The 19,610-nt window shown below is 71.3% G+C and carries 16 protein-coding genes; 10 read left to right on the forward strand and 6 right to left on the reverse strand.

The features are described 5' to 3' along the window. The first annotated feature begins 50 nt into the window (after positions 1–50). On the forward strand, positions 51–2,675 hold the full coding sequence (locus ACZ4D5_RS02120; RefSeq protein WP_467770395.1) for a valine--tRNA ligase: 2,625 nt from the start codon (positions 51–53) through the stop codon (positions 2,673–2,675). Positions 2,676–2,749: 74 nt separating this feature from the next. Here the strand turns inward: ACZ4D5_RS02120 and ACZ4D5_RS02125 are convergent, their stop codons facing one another. The 5 genes from ACZ4D5_RS02125 to ACZ4D5_RS02145 all read right to left on the reverse strand — a co-directional run bounded on the left by ACZ4D5_RS02125 (position 2,750) and on the right by ACZ4D5_RS02145 (position 7,976). Further along, positions 2,750–4,099 (reverse strand): glycosyltransferase, encoded by a 1,350-nt coding sequence (locus ACZ4D5_RS02125; protein WP_467770396.1) that lies wholly within the window; start codon positions 4,097–4,099, stop codon positions 2,750–2,752. 34 nt (positions 4,100–4,133) lie between these two features. Continuing rightward, complete coding sequence (gene wecB, locus ACZ4D5_RS02130; RefSeq protein ID WP_467770397.1) at positions 4,134–5,297, reverse strand: non-hydrolyzing UDP-N-acetylglucosamine 2-epimerase; 1,164 nt, start codon at positions 5,295–5,297, stop codon at positions 4,134–4,136. Positions 5,298–5,508: 211 nt separating this feature from the next. Continuing rightward, positions 5,509–6,195: a response regulator transcription factor gene (locus ACZ4D5_RS02135; RefSeq protein ID WP_467770398.1), complete on the reverse strand. Its 687-nt coding sequence runs from the start codon at positions 6,193–6,195 to the stop codon at positions 5,509–5,511. Beyond that, the gene (locus ACZ4D5_RS02140; protein ID WP_467770399.1) at positions 6,192–7,328 is read right to left on the reverse strand and encodes a sensor histidine kinase; all 1,137 of its coding nucleotides are present in this window, start codon (positions 7,326–7,328) and stop codon (positions 6,192–6,194) included. Before ACZ4D5_RS02140 ends, ACZ4D5_RS02135 begins: the two co-directional genes overlap by 4 nt. A 12-nt stretch (positions 7,329–7,340) precedes the next feature. Continuing rightward, positions 7,341–7,976, reverse strand: coding sequence for a hypothetical protein (locus ACZ4D5_RS02145; protein WP_467770400.1), 636 nt, complete (start codon positions 7,974–7,976; stop codon positions 7,341–7,343). Positions 7,977–8,161: 185 nt separating this feature from the next. Here ACZ4D5_RS02145 and ACZ4D5_RS02150 point away from each other — a divergent pair, with 185 nt between their 5' ends. After that, a complete protein-coding gene (locus tag ACZ4D5_RS02150) occupies positions 8,162–9,325 on the forward strand; it encodes a sensor histidine kinase (protein ID WP_467770401.1) in 1,164 nt (387 codons plus the stop codon). 125 nt (positions 9,326–9,450) lie between these two features. Here the strand turns inward: ACZ4D5_RS02150 and ACZ4D5_RS02155 are convergent, their stop codons facing one another. Beyond that, positions 9,451–10,467 (reverse strand): rod shape-determining protein, encoded by a 1,017-nt coding sequence (locus tag ACZ4D5_RS02155; RefSeq protein WP_467770402.1) that lies wholly within the window; start codon positions 10,465–10,467, stop codon positions 9,451–9,453. A 155-nt stretch (positions 10,468–10,622) separates the two neighbouring features. On the opposite strand from ACZ4D5_RS02155, the gene folC reads away from it, so the two are divergent. The 8 genes from folC to rodA all read left to right on the forward strand — a co-directional run bounded on the left by folC (position 10,623) and on the right by rodA (position 19,577). Then, positions 10,623–12,134: a bifunctional tetrahydrofolate synthase/dihydrofolate synthase gene (gene folC, locus ACZ4D5_RS02160; protein ID WP_467770403.1), complete on the forward strand. Its 1,512-nt coding sequence runs from the start codon at positions 10,623–10,625 to the stop codon at positions 12,132–12,134. 5 nt (positions 12,135–12,139) lie between these two features. After that, the gene (locus tag ACZ4D5_RS02165; protein ID WP_467770404.1) at positions 12,140–12,478 is read left to right on the forward strand and encodes a DUF4233 domain-containing protein; all 339 of its coding nucleotides are present in this window, start codon (positions 12,140–12,142) and stop codon (positions 12,476–12,478) included. A gap of 129 nt (positions 12,479–12,607) precedes the next feature. Next, complete coding sequence (gene ndk / locus ACZ4D5_RS02170; RefSeq protein WP_127911807.1) at positions 12,608–13,021, forward strand: nucleoside-diphosphate kinase; 414 nt, start codon at positions 12,608–12,610, stop codon at positions 13,019–13,021. 316 nt (positions 13,022–13,337) lie between these two features. Beyond that, entirely contained in the window at positions 13,338–14,357 is a 1,020-nt protein-coding gene (locus ACZ4D5_RS02175; protein WP_030362602.1) for a rod shape-determining protein, read from the forward strand. Between the two features lie 144 nt (positions 14,358–14,501). Continuing rightward, positions 14,502–15,455: a rod shape-determining protein MreC gene (mreC, locus tag ACZ4D5_RS02180; RefSeq protein ID WP_467770405.1), complete on the forward strand. Its 954-nt coding sequence runs from the start codon at positions 14,502–14,504 to the stop codon at positions 15,453–15,455. 11 nt (positions 15,456–15,466) lie between these two features. Then, positions 15,467–16,138, forward strand: a complete 672-nt coding sequence (mreD, locus tag ACZ4D5_RS02185; RefSeq protein ID WP_362339600.1) for a rod shape-determining protein MreD — start codon at positions 15,467–15,469, stop codon at positions 16,136–16,138. Between the two features lie 64 nt (positions 16,139–16,202). Next, positions 16,203–18,380 carry a penicillin-binding protein 2 gene (mrdA, locus tag ACZ4D5_RS02190; RefSeq protein ID WP_467770406.1) on the forward strand — a complete coding sequence of 726 codons (2,178 nt, stop codon included), beginning with the start codon at positions 16,203–16,205 and terminating at the stop codon, positions 18,378–18,380. Between the two features lie 3 nt (positions 18,381–18,383). Further along, positions 18,384–19,577, forward strand: coding sequence for a rod shape-determining protein RodA (gene rodA, locus ACZ4D5_RS02195; RefSeq protein WP_467770407.1), 1,194 nt, complete (start codon positions 18,384–18,386; stop codon positions 19,575–19,577). Positions 19,578–19,610: the final 33 nt, after the last annotated feature.

A 19,610-nucleotide genomic window follows, 5' to 3' on the forward strand; every position in this document is an offset into this window, starting at 1 on the left:
TCGAACATTCCGGTTTCAGGACCGCTCCGTCACCCCTCTAAACTGACCGCGTGACCGAGAACGCTCAGCAGCAGCCTCCAGCGACCACTCCCGAACTGCCGACCCAGTACGCGCCGGCCGAGGTAGAGGGGCCGCTGTACGAGCGCTGGGTGGAACGGGGCTACTTCTCCGCCGACGCCAAGAGCGAGAAGCCGCCGTACACCGTCGTCATCCCCCCGCCGAACGTCACCGGCGCGCTGCACCTCGGCCACGCCTTCGAGCACACGCTGATCGACGCCCTCACCCGCCGCAAGCGCATGCAGGGCCACGAGACGCTGTGGCAGCCCGGCATGGACCACGCGGGCATCGCCACCCAGAACGTGGTCGAGCGCGAGCTCGCCAAGGAGGGCAAGTCCCGCCACGACCTCGGCCGTGAGGCGTTCATCGAGCGCGTCTGGAAGTGGAAGGGCGAGTCCGGCGGGCAGATCAGCGGGCAGATGCGCCGCCTCGGTGACGGCGTCGACTGGGAGCGCGAGCGCTTCACCATGGACGAGGGCCTCTCGCAGGCCGTCCAGACGATCTTCAAGAAGCTCTACGACGACGAGCTGATCTACCGCGCCGAGCGCATCATCAACTGGTGCCCGCGCTGTCTGACGGCGATCTCGGACATCGAGGTCGAGTACCAGGACGACGACGGCGAGCTCGTCTCCATGACGTACGGCGAGGGCGACGACACCATCGTCGTCGCCACCACCCGCGCCGAGACGATGCTCGGCGACACCGCCGTCGCGGTCCACCCCGAGGACGAGCGCTACAAGCACCTGGTCGGCAAGCAGATCAAGCTGCCGCTGACCGACCGCACGATCCCGGTCGTCGCCGACGCGCACGTCGACCCCGAGTTCGGCACCGGCGCCGTCAAGGTGACCCCGGCCCACGACCCGAACGACTTCGAGATCGGCCAGCGCCACGGCCTGCCGAACATCGCGGTCATGGACGAGCACGCGGTCATCACGGTCCCCGGTCCCTTCCAGGGCCTGGACCGCCTGGAGGCCCGCTCCGCGATCGTCGGCGCCCTGCGCGCCGAGGGCCGCATCGTCGCCGAGAAGCGCCCGTACTCCCACTCGGTCGGCCACTGCTCGCGCTGCAAGACCACCATCGAGCCGCGCCTGTCGATGCAGTGGTGGGTCAAGGTCGGCCCGCTCGCGAAGGCCGCCGGTGACGCGGTCCGCGACGGCAAGGTCAAGATCCACCCGCAGGAGATGGAGAAGCGCTACTTCGACTGGGTCGACAACCTCCACGACTGGTGCATCTCGCGCCAGCTGTGGTGGGGCCACCGCATCCCCGTCTGGTACGGGCCGAACGGTGAGGTCGTCTGCGTCGGACCGGACGACGAGGCCCCCACGGGCGAGGGCTGGACGCAGGACAACGACGTGCTCGACACGTGGTTCTCCTCCGGCCTGTGGCCGTTCTCCACGCTGGGCTGGCCCGAGCAGACCGAGTCGCTCGCGAAGTTCTACCCGAACTCCGTCCTCGTCACCGGCTACGACATCCTCTTCTTCTGGGTCGCCCGGATGATGATGTTCGGCCTCTACGCGATGGACGGCACCCCGCCGTTCCACACGATCGTGCTGCACGGCATGGTCCGCGACCAGTTCGGCAAGAAGATGTCGAAGTCCTTCGGCAACGCGGTCAACCCGCTGGACTGGATGGACAAGTACGGCTCGGACGCCCTGCGCTTCACGCTGGCCCGCGGCGCCAACCCCGGCACGGACGTGCCGATCGGCGAGGACTGGGTCCAGGGCTCGCGCAACTTCGCCAACAAGATCTGGAACGCCACGCGCTTCGCGATGATGAACGGCGCCACGATCGAGGGCGACCTGCCCCCGGCCGAGGAGCTGTCCGCCACCGACCGCTGGGTCCTGTCCCGCCTGAACGCGACGGTCGCCGAAGTCGACGCGCTGTACGACGACTTCCAGTTCGCCAAGCTCTCGGACGCCCTCTTCCACTTCGCCTGGGACGAGGTCTTCGACTGGTACGTCGAGCTGTCCAAGACGACGTTCATGGCGGGCGGCGACGGCGCGAAGGTCTCGGCCCGCGTCCTCGGCGAGGTCCTCGACGTCACGCTCCGCCTGCTCCACCCGGTCGTCCCGTTCGTGACGGAGACGCTGTGGACGGCGCTGACCGGCCGCGAGTCGATCGTCATCGCCGACTGGCCGGTCGACAGCGGTTTCCGCGACGCCGCGGCGGAGCAGGAGATCGAGACCCTCCAGCAGGTCATCACGGAGGTCCGCCGCTTCCGCGCCGACCAGGGCCTGCAGCCGGGCCAGAAGGTCCCGGCCCGCCTCGCCCTCGACGGTACGGCGCTCGCCCCGCACGAGGCCGCCATCCGCCAGCTCCTGCGCCTCCAGCCGGAGGGCGACGCCTTCACGGCGACGGCGACGCTGCCGGTCTCGGGCGCCACGGTCGCACTCGACCTGTCCGGCACGATCGACGTGGCGGCCGAACGCAAGCGCCTGGCCAAGGACCTGGCCGCCGCCGAGAAGGAGAAGGCCCAGGCCACGGCGAAGCTCGGCAACGAAGCGTTCCTCGCCAAGGCCCCGGACAATGTGGTCGACAAGATCCGCGGCCGCCTCGCCAAGGCCGAGACGGACATCGCCCGGCTGCAGGCGCAGCTGGAGGCGCTGCCGGCCGCGTGATGCCGTACAGGCGTACGTAGTCGAAGGCCCCGGGACCGCGATCGGTCCCGGGGCCTTCGCGCGTCCCGCGGCTGTCACGCCTCCGTGGCGACCGGCCCCGTCCCCACGGCCTCCGCGTTGCGCCGCGTCTTGGCCCAGCCGTTCTTGCCCCGCAGCACGCGCAGCAGCCCGCGCGAGGCGACGACGAAGACGTGGTACGCGTAGAGCCACAGCGCGAAACCCCACAACAGGCCCTTGATCCGGGAGTGTTGGGGCGCGAAGTCCCTGCGGTAGACCGGGCCCCACAGCGCGAACGGCAGGATCGAGAGCACGGACAGCGCGAGCACCAGCGGCCAGGCGCCGAGCGCGGAGTCCAGCGGGGAGCGGCCGAGGGCGAGCGCGGCGACGAGCAGCACGGTGAGCACGAGCGCGGCGACGTGCGCGAGGGGCTGCATGAAGGTGTAGAGCGTCTCCAGCACGCCGCGCCCCGAGTAGTGCCGCGAGCCGACGATGCGCGGCGCGTACCGCACGCACTGCAGGTTGCCCTGCGCCCACCGGGTGCGCTGGGTCAGGAAGCGGCGGCCGTGCGGCAGGCCTTCCTGGGTGACGCAGGTGTCGGCGACGTGGGTCACGCGGTAGCCGTTCAGGATCATGTGGAGGCCCAGCTCGTAGTCCTCCAGGAGCGCGTCGCGCTGCCAGGGGCGGCGCTCGGCCGCCGCGATCCGGTCGAGGGCGGTGAGCCGCGTGAACTGCCCGTTGCCGCCGAGCCCGACCGACCCGGTGCGGCCGCGCAGCAACTGCATGCCCGCGTTGGAGACGGCGAACTCCATGTCCTGCATGCGCACCAGGAGCCGGGCGAGGGCGTTGAGCACCCGGCCGCGCTCGGGCAGCGGGCGCGGCTCCTCGACGTTCCGCATCCGCACGCTGACCTGCACGCCGCCCATCTCGGGGTCGCCGAAGGCGGTGGGGCCGCTGACGGCGGTCAGGGCGTCGGGGGCGAGGTGGCCGTCGGCGTCGACGACGCACACCACGACGCGGGAGCGGTCGGCGTCGGCGGGCAGGAAGTCGTCGAGTTCGGCGTACGCGGCGTTGAGGGCCGCGCCCTTGCCGATCCGGGCGTCGGGCCTGCGGCGCGAGACCAGGTGGACGCGTACGTCGTCCTCGGCGAGCGCGGCGACGACGGAGGCCGTGCGGTCCTCGCTCGCGTCGTCGACGACCCACACGTGCGCGGCGGGGAAGTCCGTGCGCAGCCGGGTCACGGTGGACCCCACGACGGTCTCCTCGTCGCGGCACGGCACGAAGAAGTGCCAGTCGAAGGCGCCGGGGTCGCCTCCTTCGTGCGCGGGGCGGCGCAGATAGGCGTGGCGGGCGCCCGCCCAGTACAGGAGGAAGCAGGCGAGGAGGACGAAGGGGAAGAGGAAGAGCAGCCGGTCGAAGGTCAGCATCGGAAGTCCTGGTGAGGTGGGGGGAGTCGAGGGGTCAGGCGGCCGCGGTGAGCGGCGCGGCGGCCTCGGCGCGGTCGGCCACCAGGTCCGTCAGGAGGTCGACGATGCGCCGGGAGGCCCGTGCGTCGCCGAAGGGGCTGGGCGTGGCGGCGAGGCGGCGCAGCCCGGCCTCGCCCTCGGCGAGCCGGCGCCGCGCGGCACGGCCGACCTCGGGCCCTGCGTCGACGAGCTCGGCGAAGCCCGCGGCCATGGCCTCGGGGCGCTCGGTGGACCGGCGCACCACGACGAGCGGCCGCCCGAGGACGGTGACCTCCTCCTGCACACCGCCGGAGTCGGAGACGAGCAGCGCCGCGTGCCGGGCGAGCGCGAGGAACTCGCCGTGGCCGGTGGGGGGCAGGAGGGTGAGCGGGGCGAGCAGCGCGTCGAGCCCGGCGGCCTCGGCACGGGCGCGGGTGCGCGGGTGCAGCGGGACGAGGACGGGCAACTGCTCGGCGAGCGCGGCCAGTTCGGTCAGGACGGCCCGCAGCGCCGCCGGGTCGTCGGTGTTCTCGGGGCGGTGCACGGTGGCCAGGACGTACGCGTCCGCGGTGAGGCCGTGCGCGGCGAGGAGGGCGGCGCGCTCGGCGGGGGCGGGCAGCGTGTCCTCGACGGCCTCGACGACGGTGTTGCCGGTGACGGCGATCCGTCCGGCGGGGATCGACTCGGCGATCAGGTTGGCGCGGTTGTCCTCGGTGGCGGCGCACAGCACGTCCGAGAGCTGGTCGATCAGGACGCGGTTGTGCTCCTCGGGCATCGCGCGGTCGTGGCTGCGCAGGCCTGCCTCGATGTGGACGAGGGGGATGCCGCGGGCGTTGGCGGCGAGCGCGCCGGACAGCGCCGCGTTGGTGTCGCCCTGGACGACGACGGCGCGGGGCGGCCGAGCGGCGAACTCCGTGTCCAGCTGGGCGAGCGCCGCGGAGATCTGCACGGCGCGCGCCTGACCGCCGACCCCGTCGAGCAGCGTGGGCTCGGGAAGCCCGAGCTCGGCGAGGAACCGCCCGGAGAGGGAGTCGTCGTAGTGCTGCCCGGTGTGGATCAGCCGCGCCGCGTCCCCGAGCAGCCGAACGAGCGGCGCCAGCTTGACGAGCTCGGGCCGGGTGCCGAGCACGACGGCGACGCTCCCTGCGGGGAGCCGGTGGGCGGGGGCGGTGGTGAACACGCGGGGCACTCCAGGAGAAACGGGACATTACGGCGTACGTCCTGAGAGTGCGGTCGCGCGGTTGCGGGGCCGGATCGCTTTCGGTTGCGCGACAGTTGCAGGGGCGCGGGGCCCAGCAGTCAGGACTTTCGTCCCGGGACCTTCGGCCGTGCCCCGAAGGGGCGCGGGGAACTGCGCGGGCAACCCCCACCGGCCCGCAGACGATGAACCGTTAGTGAGGCCCCCGATACCGATACCCCAACCCCCGCACGGACTCCAGAGGATCCTCGGCCCCCGCGGCCTCCGGAACCGCAAGGCGCCGCCGCAACCGGAGCACGGCGAACTTCACCCGCTCCCGCCCGGAGCCGTCCGGCGAGTCCCACACCAGATCGAGAAGCTGCTCCGTGGTGACGACACGTCCCCGATTCCGCACGAGCACCTGAAGCAGCCGGTACTCGATGTCGCTCAGCCGGATCTCGCGCCCCTGCCACACCGCGGACCGCCGCTCCGGCACCAACCGCAGGCCCGCCTCCACGTAGTCGCCGCGCCACTGGTCGGGGCGGCTGCGCCGCAGCAGCGCCTCGATGCGGGCGAGCAGCTCCTGCGGATCGAACGGCTTGGTCAGGTAGTCGTCGGCGCCCGCGCGCAGCCCGCGCACCCGCTCGGCGGTGCTGGTGCGGCCGGAGAGGATGAGGACGGGCAGGTCGGTCATGTCCCGGGTGCGGTCGAGGATCTCCCAGCCGTCGAGGCCGGGCAGCACCAGGTCGAGGACCATCAGGGCGGGCCGTTCCGCGAAGAGCAGCCGCAGCGCCGCCTGCCCGTCGGCGGCGAGCACCGTCTCGTATCCGGCCTGGCCGAGCACGGCGCGCAGCGCGAGCCCCAGGTCCGCGTCGTCCTCGACGACCAGGACACAGGTCATTCGCGCCTGGACAGGGCGGGGCTGCCGGTCGGCAGCCGCAGGACGACGGTGGTGCCCTCGCCCTCGCCGCCGTGCAGGACGACGCTTCCGTCGTGCAGGTGCACGGTGTCGCGGACGGCGGAGAGCCCGAGCCCGGTGCCGGGGAAGGCGCCGCCGCGGGCGTTGGGCGCGCGGACGAACTCGGTGAAGACCTCCTCCTGGAACTCCTTGGGGATGCCGATGCCGGTGTCGGAGACGACGAACTGCCAGCCGGGCATGCCGTCTTCCTCGTACGGCTCGGCGGAGAGGGTGACATCGCCGCCCGCGGGCGTGAACTTCACGGCGTTGTCGAGCAGCGCGACCACCGCCCGCTCCAGGTGGTTGCGGTCGGCGAGGGCCACGGGGCCGGGCTTGTGGCGCAGGCTGAGGAAGACGCCCGCGGCCTCGGCGCGCGGCAGCGCGTCGTTCGTCAGCCGCTCGAGGAGGGGGCCGACGTCCACGGGGGCGTACGCCAGCTCGGACTGGGCCCCGACGGCCGCGGAGACGTGCAGCAGGGCGTCGACCATGTCCTGCATGCGGTGGGCGTTGCGGTCGATGGCGCCCAGGTAGTCGCGCTGTGCCGCGGTCAGATGGCCGCTCGCGGGCAGGGCGAGCAGCTGGCAGAAGCTGAGGATCGTGGCGAGCGGGGTGCGCAGCTCGTGCGAGGCGCGGGCGGCGAACTCGGCGCGCTCGCGGGCCAGTTCGCCCAGTGCGTGGATGTGCCGCCGCAGGTCGTTCTCGCTCCTGCGCCGTTCGGTGATGTCCTCGACGAGCCAGAGGATCCCGACGCGTTCGCCGTCGACGTGGAGCGGCCTGCGGCTGCTCTGCACGATCCGCCCGTCCCGGAAGTGCACCTCGGCCTTGCGGAGGAACTGCTGGCGCGTGAGCCGGCGCAGTGCCGTGCTGCCCGGCACGAGGAGTTCCGCGACGGCGTCGGCGATCGGCTGGACCGGGGCGCCGGGGGAGGTGTCGACGTCCTGGAGCCCGGCCAGCTCCACGAGCTGGGTGTTGATGGCGATCACCCGGAGGTCGGCCCCGACGAGCAGGGCGCCCTCGGGGATCGCGGCGAGCAGGGCGTCGGCTACCTGCGAGGTCAGCCTCAGGGTCTGTGGCACGGCCGCCCCGCCCTATCCGACCGGTCCGGCGACGGACTCGGCGACGGGCTCCGCGGGGCGCCCGATGTGGACGGCGGGTTCGGTCGTACGGGGCGCGAGGCAGAGGCCGAGCCGTTCCAGTTCCGCCTCGGCGAGCGCGTCCAGGGTCTCGGGGTCGGCGTTGCGCCAGCCCTCCGCGAGGCTGCCGGGGGTCGCGCCCGCGATGTTCCCGGCGGTGGTGGCCACCTCGTCGAGCGGCCTGAGCAGGGAGCGCAGGGCGAGCAGCTCGCGGCCGTCGTCGGACGCGGCGAGGTCGCGGGCGGCGCCGGCCTGCCGGATCCACCGGAGCCTGCGCGGCAGCCAGACCGCGAGGACGAGGCCGACGGGCACGACGAAGAGGGCGAGGGCGCCGACGGCCACGGCGGTGCGGACGGTCACCGGGTCCATGGCGTCGACGGCGCCCGCGACGCGTCGCAGCGCCGTGTCGAAGCGCCCGCCGACCAGGGGCAGCGACCCCCTGCGTTCCTTGAGGGCGCGGGGGAGGGCGAGCAGACAGGCCAGCCGGTACGCGATGACGGCGGCGGCGGCCCACAGCGCGGTCCACAGGAGGACCCCGGCGTCACCGGCGAGCTGATGGGTCCGCCTGGCGGGATTCTGGGCATACCACATGGTCCGATTTGACCCCTGGTGAGGCCTGTGGCCGGTCAGCCGCGCCGAAAGTACACCCGTTGTGTGCACGCGCCGGGGGGTTCGGCCGGGATTGGTCTGCGCCAAAGCCTCAAGGTGCGGCAAATCACCAAAACAAGGACGTAGGTCCGATGAAACGGGCCGAAAGACCTTGGATGATGGAAGACATGCGCAACCTGCCCGCCGCCCAGGCGATTCGCCAGGCGGCGGCCACGGCCGGCCGCCTCTCAGGGCGCTGGTCGCAGGCACCGCGGGCCCAGGACGTCCTCGCGGCCCTGAGCGCCTTCGCGCTGATGAGCCTGGACGTCCCCGGCCTCGCCGAGTCCCAGGACAACTCCCTCAACGGCCCGCTCGCCGCCTTGGCCCTGGCCGTCGCCGCGGCCTCGCTGCTGCTGCGCCGCAGGGCGCCCTGGCTGACGTACGCGATCGCGCTCTTCTTCCTCGGCTGGCTGCACGAGCTGACGCTGGCCCAGTTCGCGCTCTACTCCCTGGGCCGCTACCGGGGGCGTCTCGCGGGGGCGCTGGGCGTCATCGGGTACGTCGCCTTCGCGTACGTGATGTTCAACCTGCCGGGCTGGCCCGTGCACCGGGGCGACACACTCAGCTCGTTCCTGAGCCTGGTCGTCCCGATCGGCGTGCTCGCGGCGGGGGTCGGCGTCGCGGCGAACCGGCAGGACCTGGTCCGTGCGCTGGAGGCGCAGCGCACGGAGACCGACCTGCTGCACGCGGTCCAGCAGGAGCGCACCCGCATCGCCCGGGACGTGCACGACTTCGTCGGCCGTGAGCTGACACTCCTGAGCGTGCGCTCGCAGGTGCTGGCGCGCCGGGCCGAGGGCGGCCCCTTCGCGGACGACTTCGAGGAGCTCTCGGAGGCGGCGCGCAGCGCGCACCGGATGCTGAACGAGATCATCGTGCAGCGCGGCACGGACGGCGCCCCGACCCCCGGCCTCGACGCCCTCCCCGAACTCGCCGAGCGCAGCGGCCGCGCGGGCAGCCCGGTGGAACTCCTGGTCGACGGCGCGGCCTACCGCCTCTCACCGCTCCGTCAGGCCGCGGTCCACCGCGTGGTCCAGGAGTGCCTGACGAACGCGGCGAAGCACGCGCCGGGCGAGCCGGTCGAGGTCCGCGTGGGCATCGAGGCCGACCGTCTGGAGATCAAGGTCAGCAACCGCCTCCCCGCCACGGCCCCGCCCGCGGCCCCGATCTCCACGGGCACGGGCATCGCCGGCATGGCGGAACGCATCAGGGCGGTGGGCGGCGACTTCGAGGCGGGCGCGCGCGGGGAGACGTACGAGGTGACGGCGCACCTCCCCGCGGGCGAGCTGGCCTGATCCGGCGCGGCGGAGAGACCCGCGCGGAGCGCGCCGCGGTATCGCGCCCCGACAGGGGGCGCGAGGAATCGCGCGACCAGCCGCATCCGACCCGCGGATGTCGTACCGGTCATCCGGCGGAGCGCCTACGCCGCGGTCATCACCCGCTCGAGACCGTCGAAGTCCTCCACGCACTTCCCGCACCCCAGCGCCACGCTGTCCAGCGGGTCCTCGGCGACGAACACCGGGATGCCGGTGGCGGAGGAGAGGCGCAGGTCGAGGCCGGGCAGCAGGGCGCCGCCGCCCGTCAGGACGATGCCGTGCTCCATGACGTCGCCGGACAGCTCCGGCGGGCACTCCTCCAGGGTCGTCTTGACCGCGGCGATGATGTGCTCGACCGGCTCGTCCAGGGCGGAGCGCACCTCGCGCGCGGTGAGGTCCACGGTCTTGGGCAGGCCGCCCACCTTCTCCCGGCCCCGCACGGTGAACGTGCGCATCTCGAAGGCGTCCTCGCCCGGCACCGGCCACGCCGACCCGATGGCGACCTTGATGTCCTCGGCGGTGCGCTCCCCGATGAGCAGCGCGTGCTCCTTGCGCACGAAGTCGGTGATGGCCGCGTCGAGCCGGTCGCCGCCCACCCGCAGCGACTGGGCCGTGACGATCCCGCCCAGCGAGATCACGGCGACCTCGGTGGTGCCGCCGCCGATGTCGACGACCATCGACCCGCGCGCCTCGGCGACCGGCAGGCCCGCCCCGATCGCCGCGGCCATCGGCTCCTCGACCAGGTGCACGGCCCGCGCCCCGGCCCGCTGCGAGGCGTGCACGATCGCGCGCCGCTCGACGGGCGTGACGCCGCTCGGCACGCACACGACCATGCGCGTACGGGGCCTGCGCCCCGGCACGGCCTTGCGCACGAAGTGCCGGATGAGCTCCTCGGCGGCCTCGTAGTCACTGATCACGCCGTCCCGCAGCGGGCGGATCGCGGTGATGGACCCGGGCGTGCGCCCGATGGTCTCCTTGGCCTCCGCCCCCACGGCGAGCACCCCGCTCTTGCCGCCCTTGTCCGCCCGCACGGCGACCACGGACGGCTCGTTGAGCACGATCCCCTTGCCGCGCACGTAGAGGAGGGTGTTCGCAGTGCCGAGGTCGATACCTATGTCCATGATCGCCAAGTTTGCCCAACGCCACCCGCGAGCGGAGGGACCAAAGTCCCGAAACGGACGGGGCCAAGGTCCCGACGAAGGTCCTGGAACCCCGGCAGGTCCCCACCGACAGGTCCTGACGGCGAGTGTCGGTGCCGCTCCGTAGACTGGCGTACGTGAGTGACCTCCCGCACGACAGCCAGCACGACGAGGGCGACGCCTTCGACGAGATCATCGACGCCGAGACGGACCGCGACCCCGACCTCGCGGTGATCGAGGCGGGCAGCCGCACCCTGCGCACCCAGGCGGGCCCGCCCCAGGGCGACGTCCCCGCCCGCCCCGCCGACCCGGAGGTGGACAGGGCGCTGCGCGAGGTCGAGACGGAACTCGCGGGCCGCTGGGGCGAGACGAAGCTCGAGCCCTCCGTCAGCCGCATCGCCGCGCTGATGGACGTCCTGGGCGAGCCCCAGCGCGCGTACCCCTCGATCCACATCACGGGCACGAACGGCAAGACGTCCACGGCCCGCATGATCGAGGCCCTGTTCTCCGCCTTCGAGCTGCGCACCGGCCGGTACACCTCGCCGCACGTCCAGTCGATCACCGAGCGCATCAGCCTGGACGGCGCCCCCGTCGAGGCCGAGCGCTTCGTCGAGACGTACAACGACATCAAGCCGTACGTGGAGATGGTCGACTCCCAGCAGGAGTACCGCCTCTCCTTCTTCGAGGTCCTCACCGGCATGGCGTACGCCGCCTTCGCGGACGCCCCCGTGGACGTGGCCGTCGTCGAGGTCGGCATGGGCGGCAGCTGGGACGCGACGAACGTGATCGACGGCTCCGTCGCCGTCATCACCCCCATCGACCTGGACCACACGGACCGCCTGGGCTCCACGCCCGGCGAGATCGCCAAGGAGAAGTCCGGCATCATCAAGCCGGACGCCACCGTGATCATGTCCCAACAGCCGGTGGACGCCGCCAAGGTCATCCTGAAGAAGGCCGTCGAGGTCGACGCGACGGTCGCCCGCGAGGGCCTGGAGTTCGGCGTCGTCGCCCGCCAGGTCGCGGTCGGCGGCCAGCTCCTGACCCTGCGCGGCCTCGGCGGGGAGTACGAGGAGGTCTTCCTCCCGCTGCACGGCGAGCACCAGGCGCACAACGCCGCGGTGGCGCTCGCCGCCGTCGAGGCGTTCTTCGGCATCGGCTCGCAGCACGCCCGCCCGCTGGACATCGACACGGTCCGCAAGGCCTTCGCCACGGTCGCATCGCCCGGCCGCCTCGAGGTCGTGCGCCGCTCGCCCACCGTCGTCCTGGACGCCGCGCACAACCCCGCGGGCGCCCGCGCCACCGCCGCCGCGATCAGCGAGGTCTTCGACTTCAGCAATCTCATCGGCGTGGTCGGCGCGAGCGACGACAAGGACGTGAAGGGTCTCCTCGAAGCCTTCGAGCCGATCTTCGCCGAGGTCGTCGTCACGCAGAACTCCAGCCACCGCTCGATGGACGCGGACACCCTGGCCGGGCTCGCCGTCGAGGTCTTCGGTGAGGACCGCGTCCAGGTCGAGCCGCGCCTGGACGACGCCCTGGAGGCCGCGATCACCCTCGCCGAGGAAGAGGGGGAGTACGCCGGCGGCGGCGTCCTGGTCACCGGTTCCGTCATCACGGTCGGCGAGGCCCGACTGCTCCTGGGGAGGGGCTGACTCCTGTGCGTACGCTCTGTGCTTCGACGCTGATCGGCGAGTTCTTCGTCATCGGCTTCGCCGGTCTGGTCGCCATGAAGGACCCGGACCTGTCCATGGGCACGGTCTGGACGGTCAGCGGCATCGCGATGTTCCTGTGCGTGCTGCTGTGCGGCGTGATCACCCGGCCCGGCGGGGTGCAGCTCGGCTGGGCCCTGCAGGTCGCGCTGATCGCCAGTGGCTTCGTGGTGCCGACGATGTTCTTCATGGGCGCGGTGTTCGCCGGCCTGTGGTGGGCCTCGGTCCACTTCGGCCGCAAGGTGGACGAGGCGAAGGCGAGGTTCGCCGCGCAGGCCGAGGCGTAGGCAGGGGCGGCCCGAGGCGTGGGCGGGGGCCGGGCGGAGGCCGGAGGTAACACCGCGTAGCCGCCCCCGGTATCGTGCGGGCCATCCGCGTGATCGTAAAGATCGTCAGAACACTCCTTGGAGCCGCACATGAGCCAGCGCACCCTCGTCCTGCTGAAGCCCGACGCCGTTCGTCGTGGCCTGATCGGCGAGATCATCGGCCGCATCGAGCGCAAGGCGGGCTGGACGATCTCCGCGCTGGAGCTGCGCTCGCTCGACCAGGAGACGCTGGAGCAGCACTACGGCGAGCACAAGGGCAAGCCCTTCTACGAGCCGCTGGTTGCCTTCATGTCGTCCGGCCCCGTCGTCGCGCTCGTCGTCGAGGGCGAGCGGGTCATCGAGGGCGTGCGCGCCCTCGCGGGCCCGACCGACCCGATCGCCGCGGCGCCGGGCTCGATCCGCGGCGACTTCGGCACGATCGTCCGCGAGAACCTGATCCACGCCTCGGACTCCGAGGAGTCCGCCGAGCGTGAGCTCAAGATCTTCTTCCCGGGCGTCGCGTAACCCGGGGCGGAAGCGCTCTCGCGGGGCGCTCTGACGTCACGTCAGAAAGTCATCGCCCTGACCTGGGACGGCCGAAGAAATTCGGCCGTCCTTTGGCATATGCGCCCCAATTGGGGGAACCCGTGCCTCCGATGGCACGTCTCCAAAGGCGGGGCGGCACATCATCTGCTGACAATGGCGAAGACCCTCGCGCCGTCTTGGTGCGGCCGAGACTACGATGGAAGCCTCCACTGCCACAGAGCACCCACCTCGCCTACCTAAAAAGCCATCACACGCTCCACTAGGGAAGGCCAGACGCATCCTCATGGGGAACAACATGTCGTTCATCGGCCGTGACATGGCTGTCGACCTCGGGACCGCCAACACGCTGGTGTACGTCAGGGGTCGGGGGATCGTACTCAACGAGCCGTCCGTCGTCGCGATCAACACCAACACCGGTGGCATCCTCGCGGTCGGCGCCGAAGCGAAGAAGATGATCGGGCGCACACCCGGCAACATCGTCGCGGTGCGCCCGCTGAAGGACGGCGTCATCGCCGACTTCGAGATCACCGAGCGGATGCTCCGCTACTTCATCCTGAAGATCCACAAGCGGCGCTATCTCGCCAGGCCGCGCGTCGTCGTCTGTGTGCCCTCCGGCATCACCGGCGTCGAGCGCCGCGCCGTCATCGAGGCCTCCTCGCAGGCCGGCGCGCGCCAGGTGCACATCATCGAGGAGCCCATGGCCGCGGCCATCGGCTCCGGCCTCCCGGTCCACGAGGCCACGGGCAACATGGTGGTGGACATCGGCGGCGGCACCACCGAGGTCGCCGTCATCTCGCTCGGCGGAATCGTCACGGCGCAGTCCATCCGCGTCGCGGGCGACGAGCTGGACAACGCGATCATCCAGCACATCAAGAAGGAGTACTCCCTCCTCCTCGGCGAGCGCACGGCCGAGCAGATCAAGATCACCATCGGTTCGGCGTACGACATGGACGCCGACGAGCACACCGAGATCCGCGGCCGGGACCTGGTCTCCGGGCTGCCCAAGACCGTCGTCATCTCCGCGGCCGAGGTCCGCAAGGCCATCGAGGAGCCGGTCAACGCGATCGTCGACGCGGTCAAGACGACCCTCGACAAGTGCCCGCCCGAGCTGTCGGGTGACGTCATGGACCGCGGCATCGTTCTCACGGGTGGCGGCGCCCTGCTGCGCGGGCTCGACGAGCGGCTCCGCCGCGAGACGGGCATGCCGATCCACATCGCCGAGGACCCGCTGGACAGCGTGGCACTCGGTTCCGGCAAGTGCGTCGAGGAGTTCGAGGCGTTGCAGCAGGTGCTCGACGCCCAGCCGCGCAGATGACCTGACGCGAAACGTCCGCCGTACGAGTGCCTGCCACCTCGTGCGGCGGATCGTTGATATATAGGCAAGGCATAAGAATTCCCCAGAACCCCGTGGAACCCGCAGATTCCACGGAATCCGATTGAGGAAGGCACGCCGCCGCACGTGAGGGACACACGAGAGAGCCGGCTGCTCCTGGTGCTGCTGATCGCCATCGCGTTCGCTTTGATCACGGTGGACATCCGCGGAGGCGAGGACTCACCGGTCGACGGTGCCCGCCAGGCCGCCGCCACGGTCTTCGGTCCGGTCGAGGAGGGGGTGTCCTCCGCGGTCGACCCGATCGGCAACGCCATCGGCGCGGTCCGCGACTCCGGCGAGCGCCACGACCGCATCGCCGAACTGGAGCGGCAGAACGCCGCGTTGAAGGCCAAGCTCGGCAGCGACGACCGCAACCGCAGCCGCGTGCGCCAGCTCGACAGCATGCTGAAGAAGGCGGGCGCCGGGCAGTACGGCATCAAGGGCGCCGAGGTCATCGGCATAGGAGCGGCCCAGGGCTTCTCCTGGACCGTGACCATCGACGCCGGGGCCAACGACGGACTCAAGCGCGACATGACCGTCCTGAACGGCGACGGCCTGGTCGGCCGCGTCACCACGGTCGGCCCGAACACCGCGACCGTCCTGCTCGCCAACGACCCCGACTTCACCGTCGGCACCCGCATGGAGAAGACCGACGAACTCGGCTTCGCCACCGGACAGGGCGACCGCCCGCTCTCCGTGCAGCTCCTCAACGGCAAGGCCAAGGTCAAGAAGGGCGACCGCCTGGTCACCTTCGGCTCGCAGGCCGACAAGCCCTTCGTGCCCGGCGTACCCGTCGGCGAGGTCGTCCGCGTCGACCCGTCCGGCGGCGACCTCACCCGCAACATCTATGTGAAGCCGTACGTCGGATTCACCAAGCTCGACATCGTCGGCGTCGTCGTCGAGGCGCCCCGCGAGGACCCGCGCGACACGGTCCTGCCGCCCAAGCCCGCCAAGCCCAAGCCGACCCCGACGGTGACCGTCACGGCCACCCCCTCGGGACAGCCCCCGGCCGACGGCGCCGCCAACGGCAACGAGCAGTAGGAGACCGGACCATGCGCTTCAACCGAATCCTGCTCTCCACCACGCTGGTCGTCGTCGCCCTGGTCATCCAGGTCAGCGTCCTGGCCCGGCTCCAGCTCCCCGGCGCCGTCCCCGACCTCGTCCTGCTCACCGTCCTCGGCCTCGCCCTCGTCTACGGCCACGTCGGCGGCGCCCTCATCGGCTTCGGCGCGGGACTCCTCTGCGACCTCGCGCCGCCCGCCGACCACGCCGCCGGTCGGTACGCCCTCGTGCTCTGCGTCATCGGCTACCTCGCCGGGCTCGCCAAGCCCGAGACCGGCCGGCTGCGCTCCGCCACCGGGCCGCTCGTCGTGGTCGTCGGCGCCGCCATCGGCTCGACCCTGCTGTACGCGGGCGTGGGCGCCCTCGTCGGGGACACCGCGGCACGCCATGTGGGCCTGGGCGGGCTGCTCTTCACCGCCGCGCTCTACGACCTGCTGCTCGCGCCGTTCACCGTGCCGCTGATCATCGCGCTCGCGCGGCGCGCCGAGAACGACCCGCTGGGGGAGAACTCCCCGGCCAACAAGGCTGCCGACGTCTCCTCCGGCTGGCTCTCGTCCGGCACCGGACTGCGCATCGGCAACCAGCGCGGCGGACTGCGCGCCAAGGCCGCCAAGGCCCGCGTCGCCCGCGCCGGACGCATCAAGGGGGTCAAGCGCCTGTGAGGTCGCATCACTTCGCCGACCGCACCGAGGGACACCGCAGGGGACGCAGCAGGGGAGGGGAGAAGTGACCAACATTCCGGAGACGGGCCGCACGCCACGCGTGCAGATCCGCCTCGTCGTCATCCAGATCCTTGTGGTCTCCCTCCTGCTCACCCTCGGCGGCCGCCTCTGGTACCTCCAGATCCGCAACGGCGAGGAGTACGCCGAGGAGGCCTCCGGCAACCACGTCCAGCAGGTCGTCCAGCCCGCCGTGCGCGGCTCGATCCTCGACGCCCGCGGCGTGCCCATCGCCGACAACCAGACCCGCCTCGTCGTCTCCGCGTCCCGCACGGACCTGATGAAGATGAAGGACGACGGCAAGGCGGTCCTCGAAAAGCTCGCCGACGTCCTGGACATGAGCCACAAGGACGTCGCCGACAAGGTCCGCCTCTGCGACTCCAAGACCCCCCAGCCCTGCTGGAACGGCTCGCCCTACCAGCCCATCCCGATCACCGACGAGGCCACCGCCAAGCAGGCCCTGCAGATCCGCGAGCGCTCCGAGGACTTTCCCGGCATCACCGCCGAGCCCACCGCCGTGCGCCGCTACCCCGCGCCCGGCAAGTCCAACACCGCGCAGGTCCTCGGCTACCTCTCGCCCGTCACCGACGACGAGATCAACAAGGCCAAGGACACCGACTCCCCGTTCCTGCGCTCCGACCAGGTGGGCCGCTCGGGCCTTGAGCGCACGTACGACAAGCAGCTGCGCGGCAAGGCCGGCGTGACCCGCTACGAGGTCGACAACCTCGGCCGCGTCATCGGCAAGGCCAAGTCCGACAAGGCCGAGCCCGGCGCGAACGTCGTCACCAGCATCGACGCGCGCGTGCAGGCCGTCTCCGAGTACTGGCTCAACGACGCGATGAAGAAGGCCCGCGACGAGTTCGACAAGAACACCGGGGAGAACTACAAGGCCGACGCGGGCGCCGTCGTCGTCATGGAGAACAAGACCGGACGCATCGTCTCCATGGCCTCCAACCCGTCGTACGACCCGAACGCCTGGGTCGGCGGCATCTCCGGCAAGGACTACGCCCGGCTGACCGGCAAGAAGTCCAACTACCCGCTCCTGAACCGCGCCATCCAGGGCCAGGCCGCCCCCGGATCGATCTTCAAGGTCATCCCGACGGCCGCCGCGGTCAACGCGGGCTACGAGTTCAACGACCGCTACCCGTGCCCCAGTTCGTACTCCATCGGCGGCCAGACCTTCAAGAACTTCGAGTCCAAGGGCCACGGCAACATCACCCTCGGCCAGGCGCTCGAAGTCTCCTGCGACACCGTCTTCTACAAGCTCAGCCACGACCAGTGGGCCAAGGACGGCGGCAACAAACCCAAGAAGGACGCCAAGGACTGGTTCTACAAGACCGCCCACCAGTTCGGCCTCGGCAAGGAGACCGGCATCGACCTCCCCAACGAGGTCAGCGGCCGCGTCCCGGACCGCCAGTGGAAGAAGGACTACTGGAAGGCCAACAAGGACGCCTGGTGCAAGCAGGGCAAGAAGAGCGGCGACTACGCCGAGCGCATCGCGTACGAGAACTGCCTCGAAGGCATGAAGATGCGCGCCGGTGACTCCGTCAACTACTCCATCGGCCAGGGCGACACCCTCGTCACGCCGATCCAGATGGCCACGATCTACTCCGCCATCGCCAACGGCGGCACCCTCTACGACCCCACCGTCGGCAAGGCGATCATCAGCGCCGACGGCAAGCAGGTCCAGGAGATCGCGCCCAGGTCGCACGGCAAGCTGCCGATGAACGCCGAGCTGCGCAAGGACATAGACGGTGCGCTCGCGGACGTCGCGACGCGCGGTACCGCCGCGTGGCGGTTCGGCGGCTGGCCGCAGGACAAGATCCCGATGCACGCCAAGACGGGTACCGCCGAGGTCTACGGCAAGCAGACCACCTCGTGGTTCGCGACGTACACCAAGGACTACTCGATCGTCATGACGATCTCCCAGGGCGGTACGGGTTCCGGAGCCTCGGGCCCCGCCGTCCGCAAGATCTACGACGCGATCTACGGCCTGGACGAGAACGGCAACCAGGACAAGAAGAAGGCGCTCCTGCCCGAACCGCAGAAGAACCTGCCGAAGATCGAGACCGACGGTTCCATCGACTCCCCGAAGATCAAGCCGTACAAGCCCGAGGCGCCCAAGCCCCCGGCCGAGCAGCAGGAACTCGCGGCCGGTCCCACGGCCAACTGGAGGCGGGACTAGCCCATGACCGGCAACGGCTTCTCCGTCTCGGGATACGGCCCCGAGCGCTCCTCCATGTCCAGGCTCCTGGCCCGCGACTCGATGGTGCGCCGGCTCGACTGGCCGATGCTCCTCGCCGCCGTCGCGCTCTCCGTGATCGGCTCCGCGCTCGTCTACTCCGCGACCCGCAACCGCACCGAGCTCGTCGGCGACGACCCGTACGCCTTCCTGATCAAGCACGTCATCAACATCGGCATCGGCCTCGCCCTGATGGCGGGCACGGTCTGGCTCGGCCACCGCACGCTGCGCACCGCCGTGCCGATCCTCTACGGCGTCTCGGTCTTCCTGGTGCTGCTCGTGCTGACCCCGCTCGGCGCGACCATCAACGGCGCCCACGCGTGGATCGTGATCGCGGGCCAGTCGCTCCAGCCGTCCGAGTTCTGCAAGATCACGATCATCCTGGGCATGGCGGTGCTGCTCGCCGCCCGCGTCGACGCGGGCGACAAGGAGCACCCCGACCACCGCACGGTCGTGCAGGCCCTCGGCCTCGCCGCGGTGCCGATCATGATCGTCATGCTGATGCCCGACCTCGGCTCGGTCATGGTGATGGCGATGATCGTGCTCGGCGTCCTGCTCGCCTCGGGCGCCTCCAACCGCTGGGTCTTCGGCCTCGTCGGCACGGGCGTCGCCGGTGGCGTCGCCATATGGCAGCTCGGCGTCCTGGACGACTACCAGATCGCCCGCTTCGCGGCCTTCGCCAACCCCGCGCTCGACCCGGCCGGCGTCGGCTACAACACCAACCAGGCGCGCATCGCCATCGGTTCGGGCGGCCTGACCGGCACGGGCCTGTTCAAGGGCTCGCAGACCACCGGACAGTTCGTCCCCGAGCAGCAGACCGACTTCGTCTTCACGGTCGCGGGCGAGGAGCTCGGCTTCGTGGGCGCGGGCGCGATCCTGGTCCTGCTCGGCGTCGTCCTGTGGCGGGCCTGCCGGATCGCCCGCGAGACCACCGAGCTGTACGGCACGATCGTCGCCGCCGGGATCATCGCCTGGTTCGCCTTCCAGTCCTTCGAGAACATCGGCATGACGCTCGGCATCATGCCGGTGGCGGGTCTCCCGCTGCCCTTCGTGTCGTACGGAGGCACCTCGATGTTCGCGGTCTGGGTGGCCGTCGGCCTGCTCCAGTCGATCAAGGTCCAGCGGCCGATGTCGGCCTAGCGCCGCCGGGGGACTGCCCAGCGTCGTGCTTCG

This window comes from Streptomyces sp. NPDC025651, from assembly GCF_055558735.1.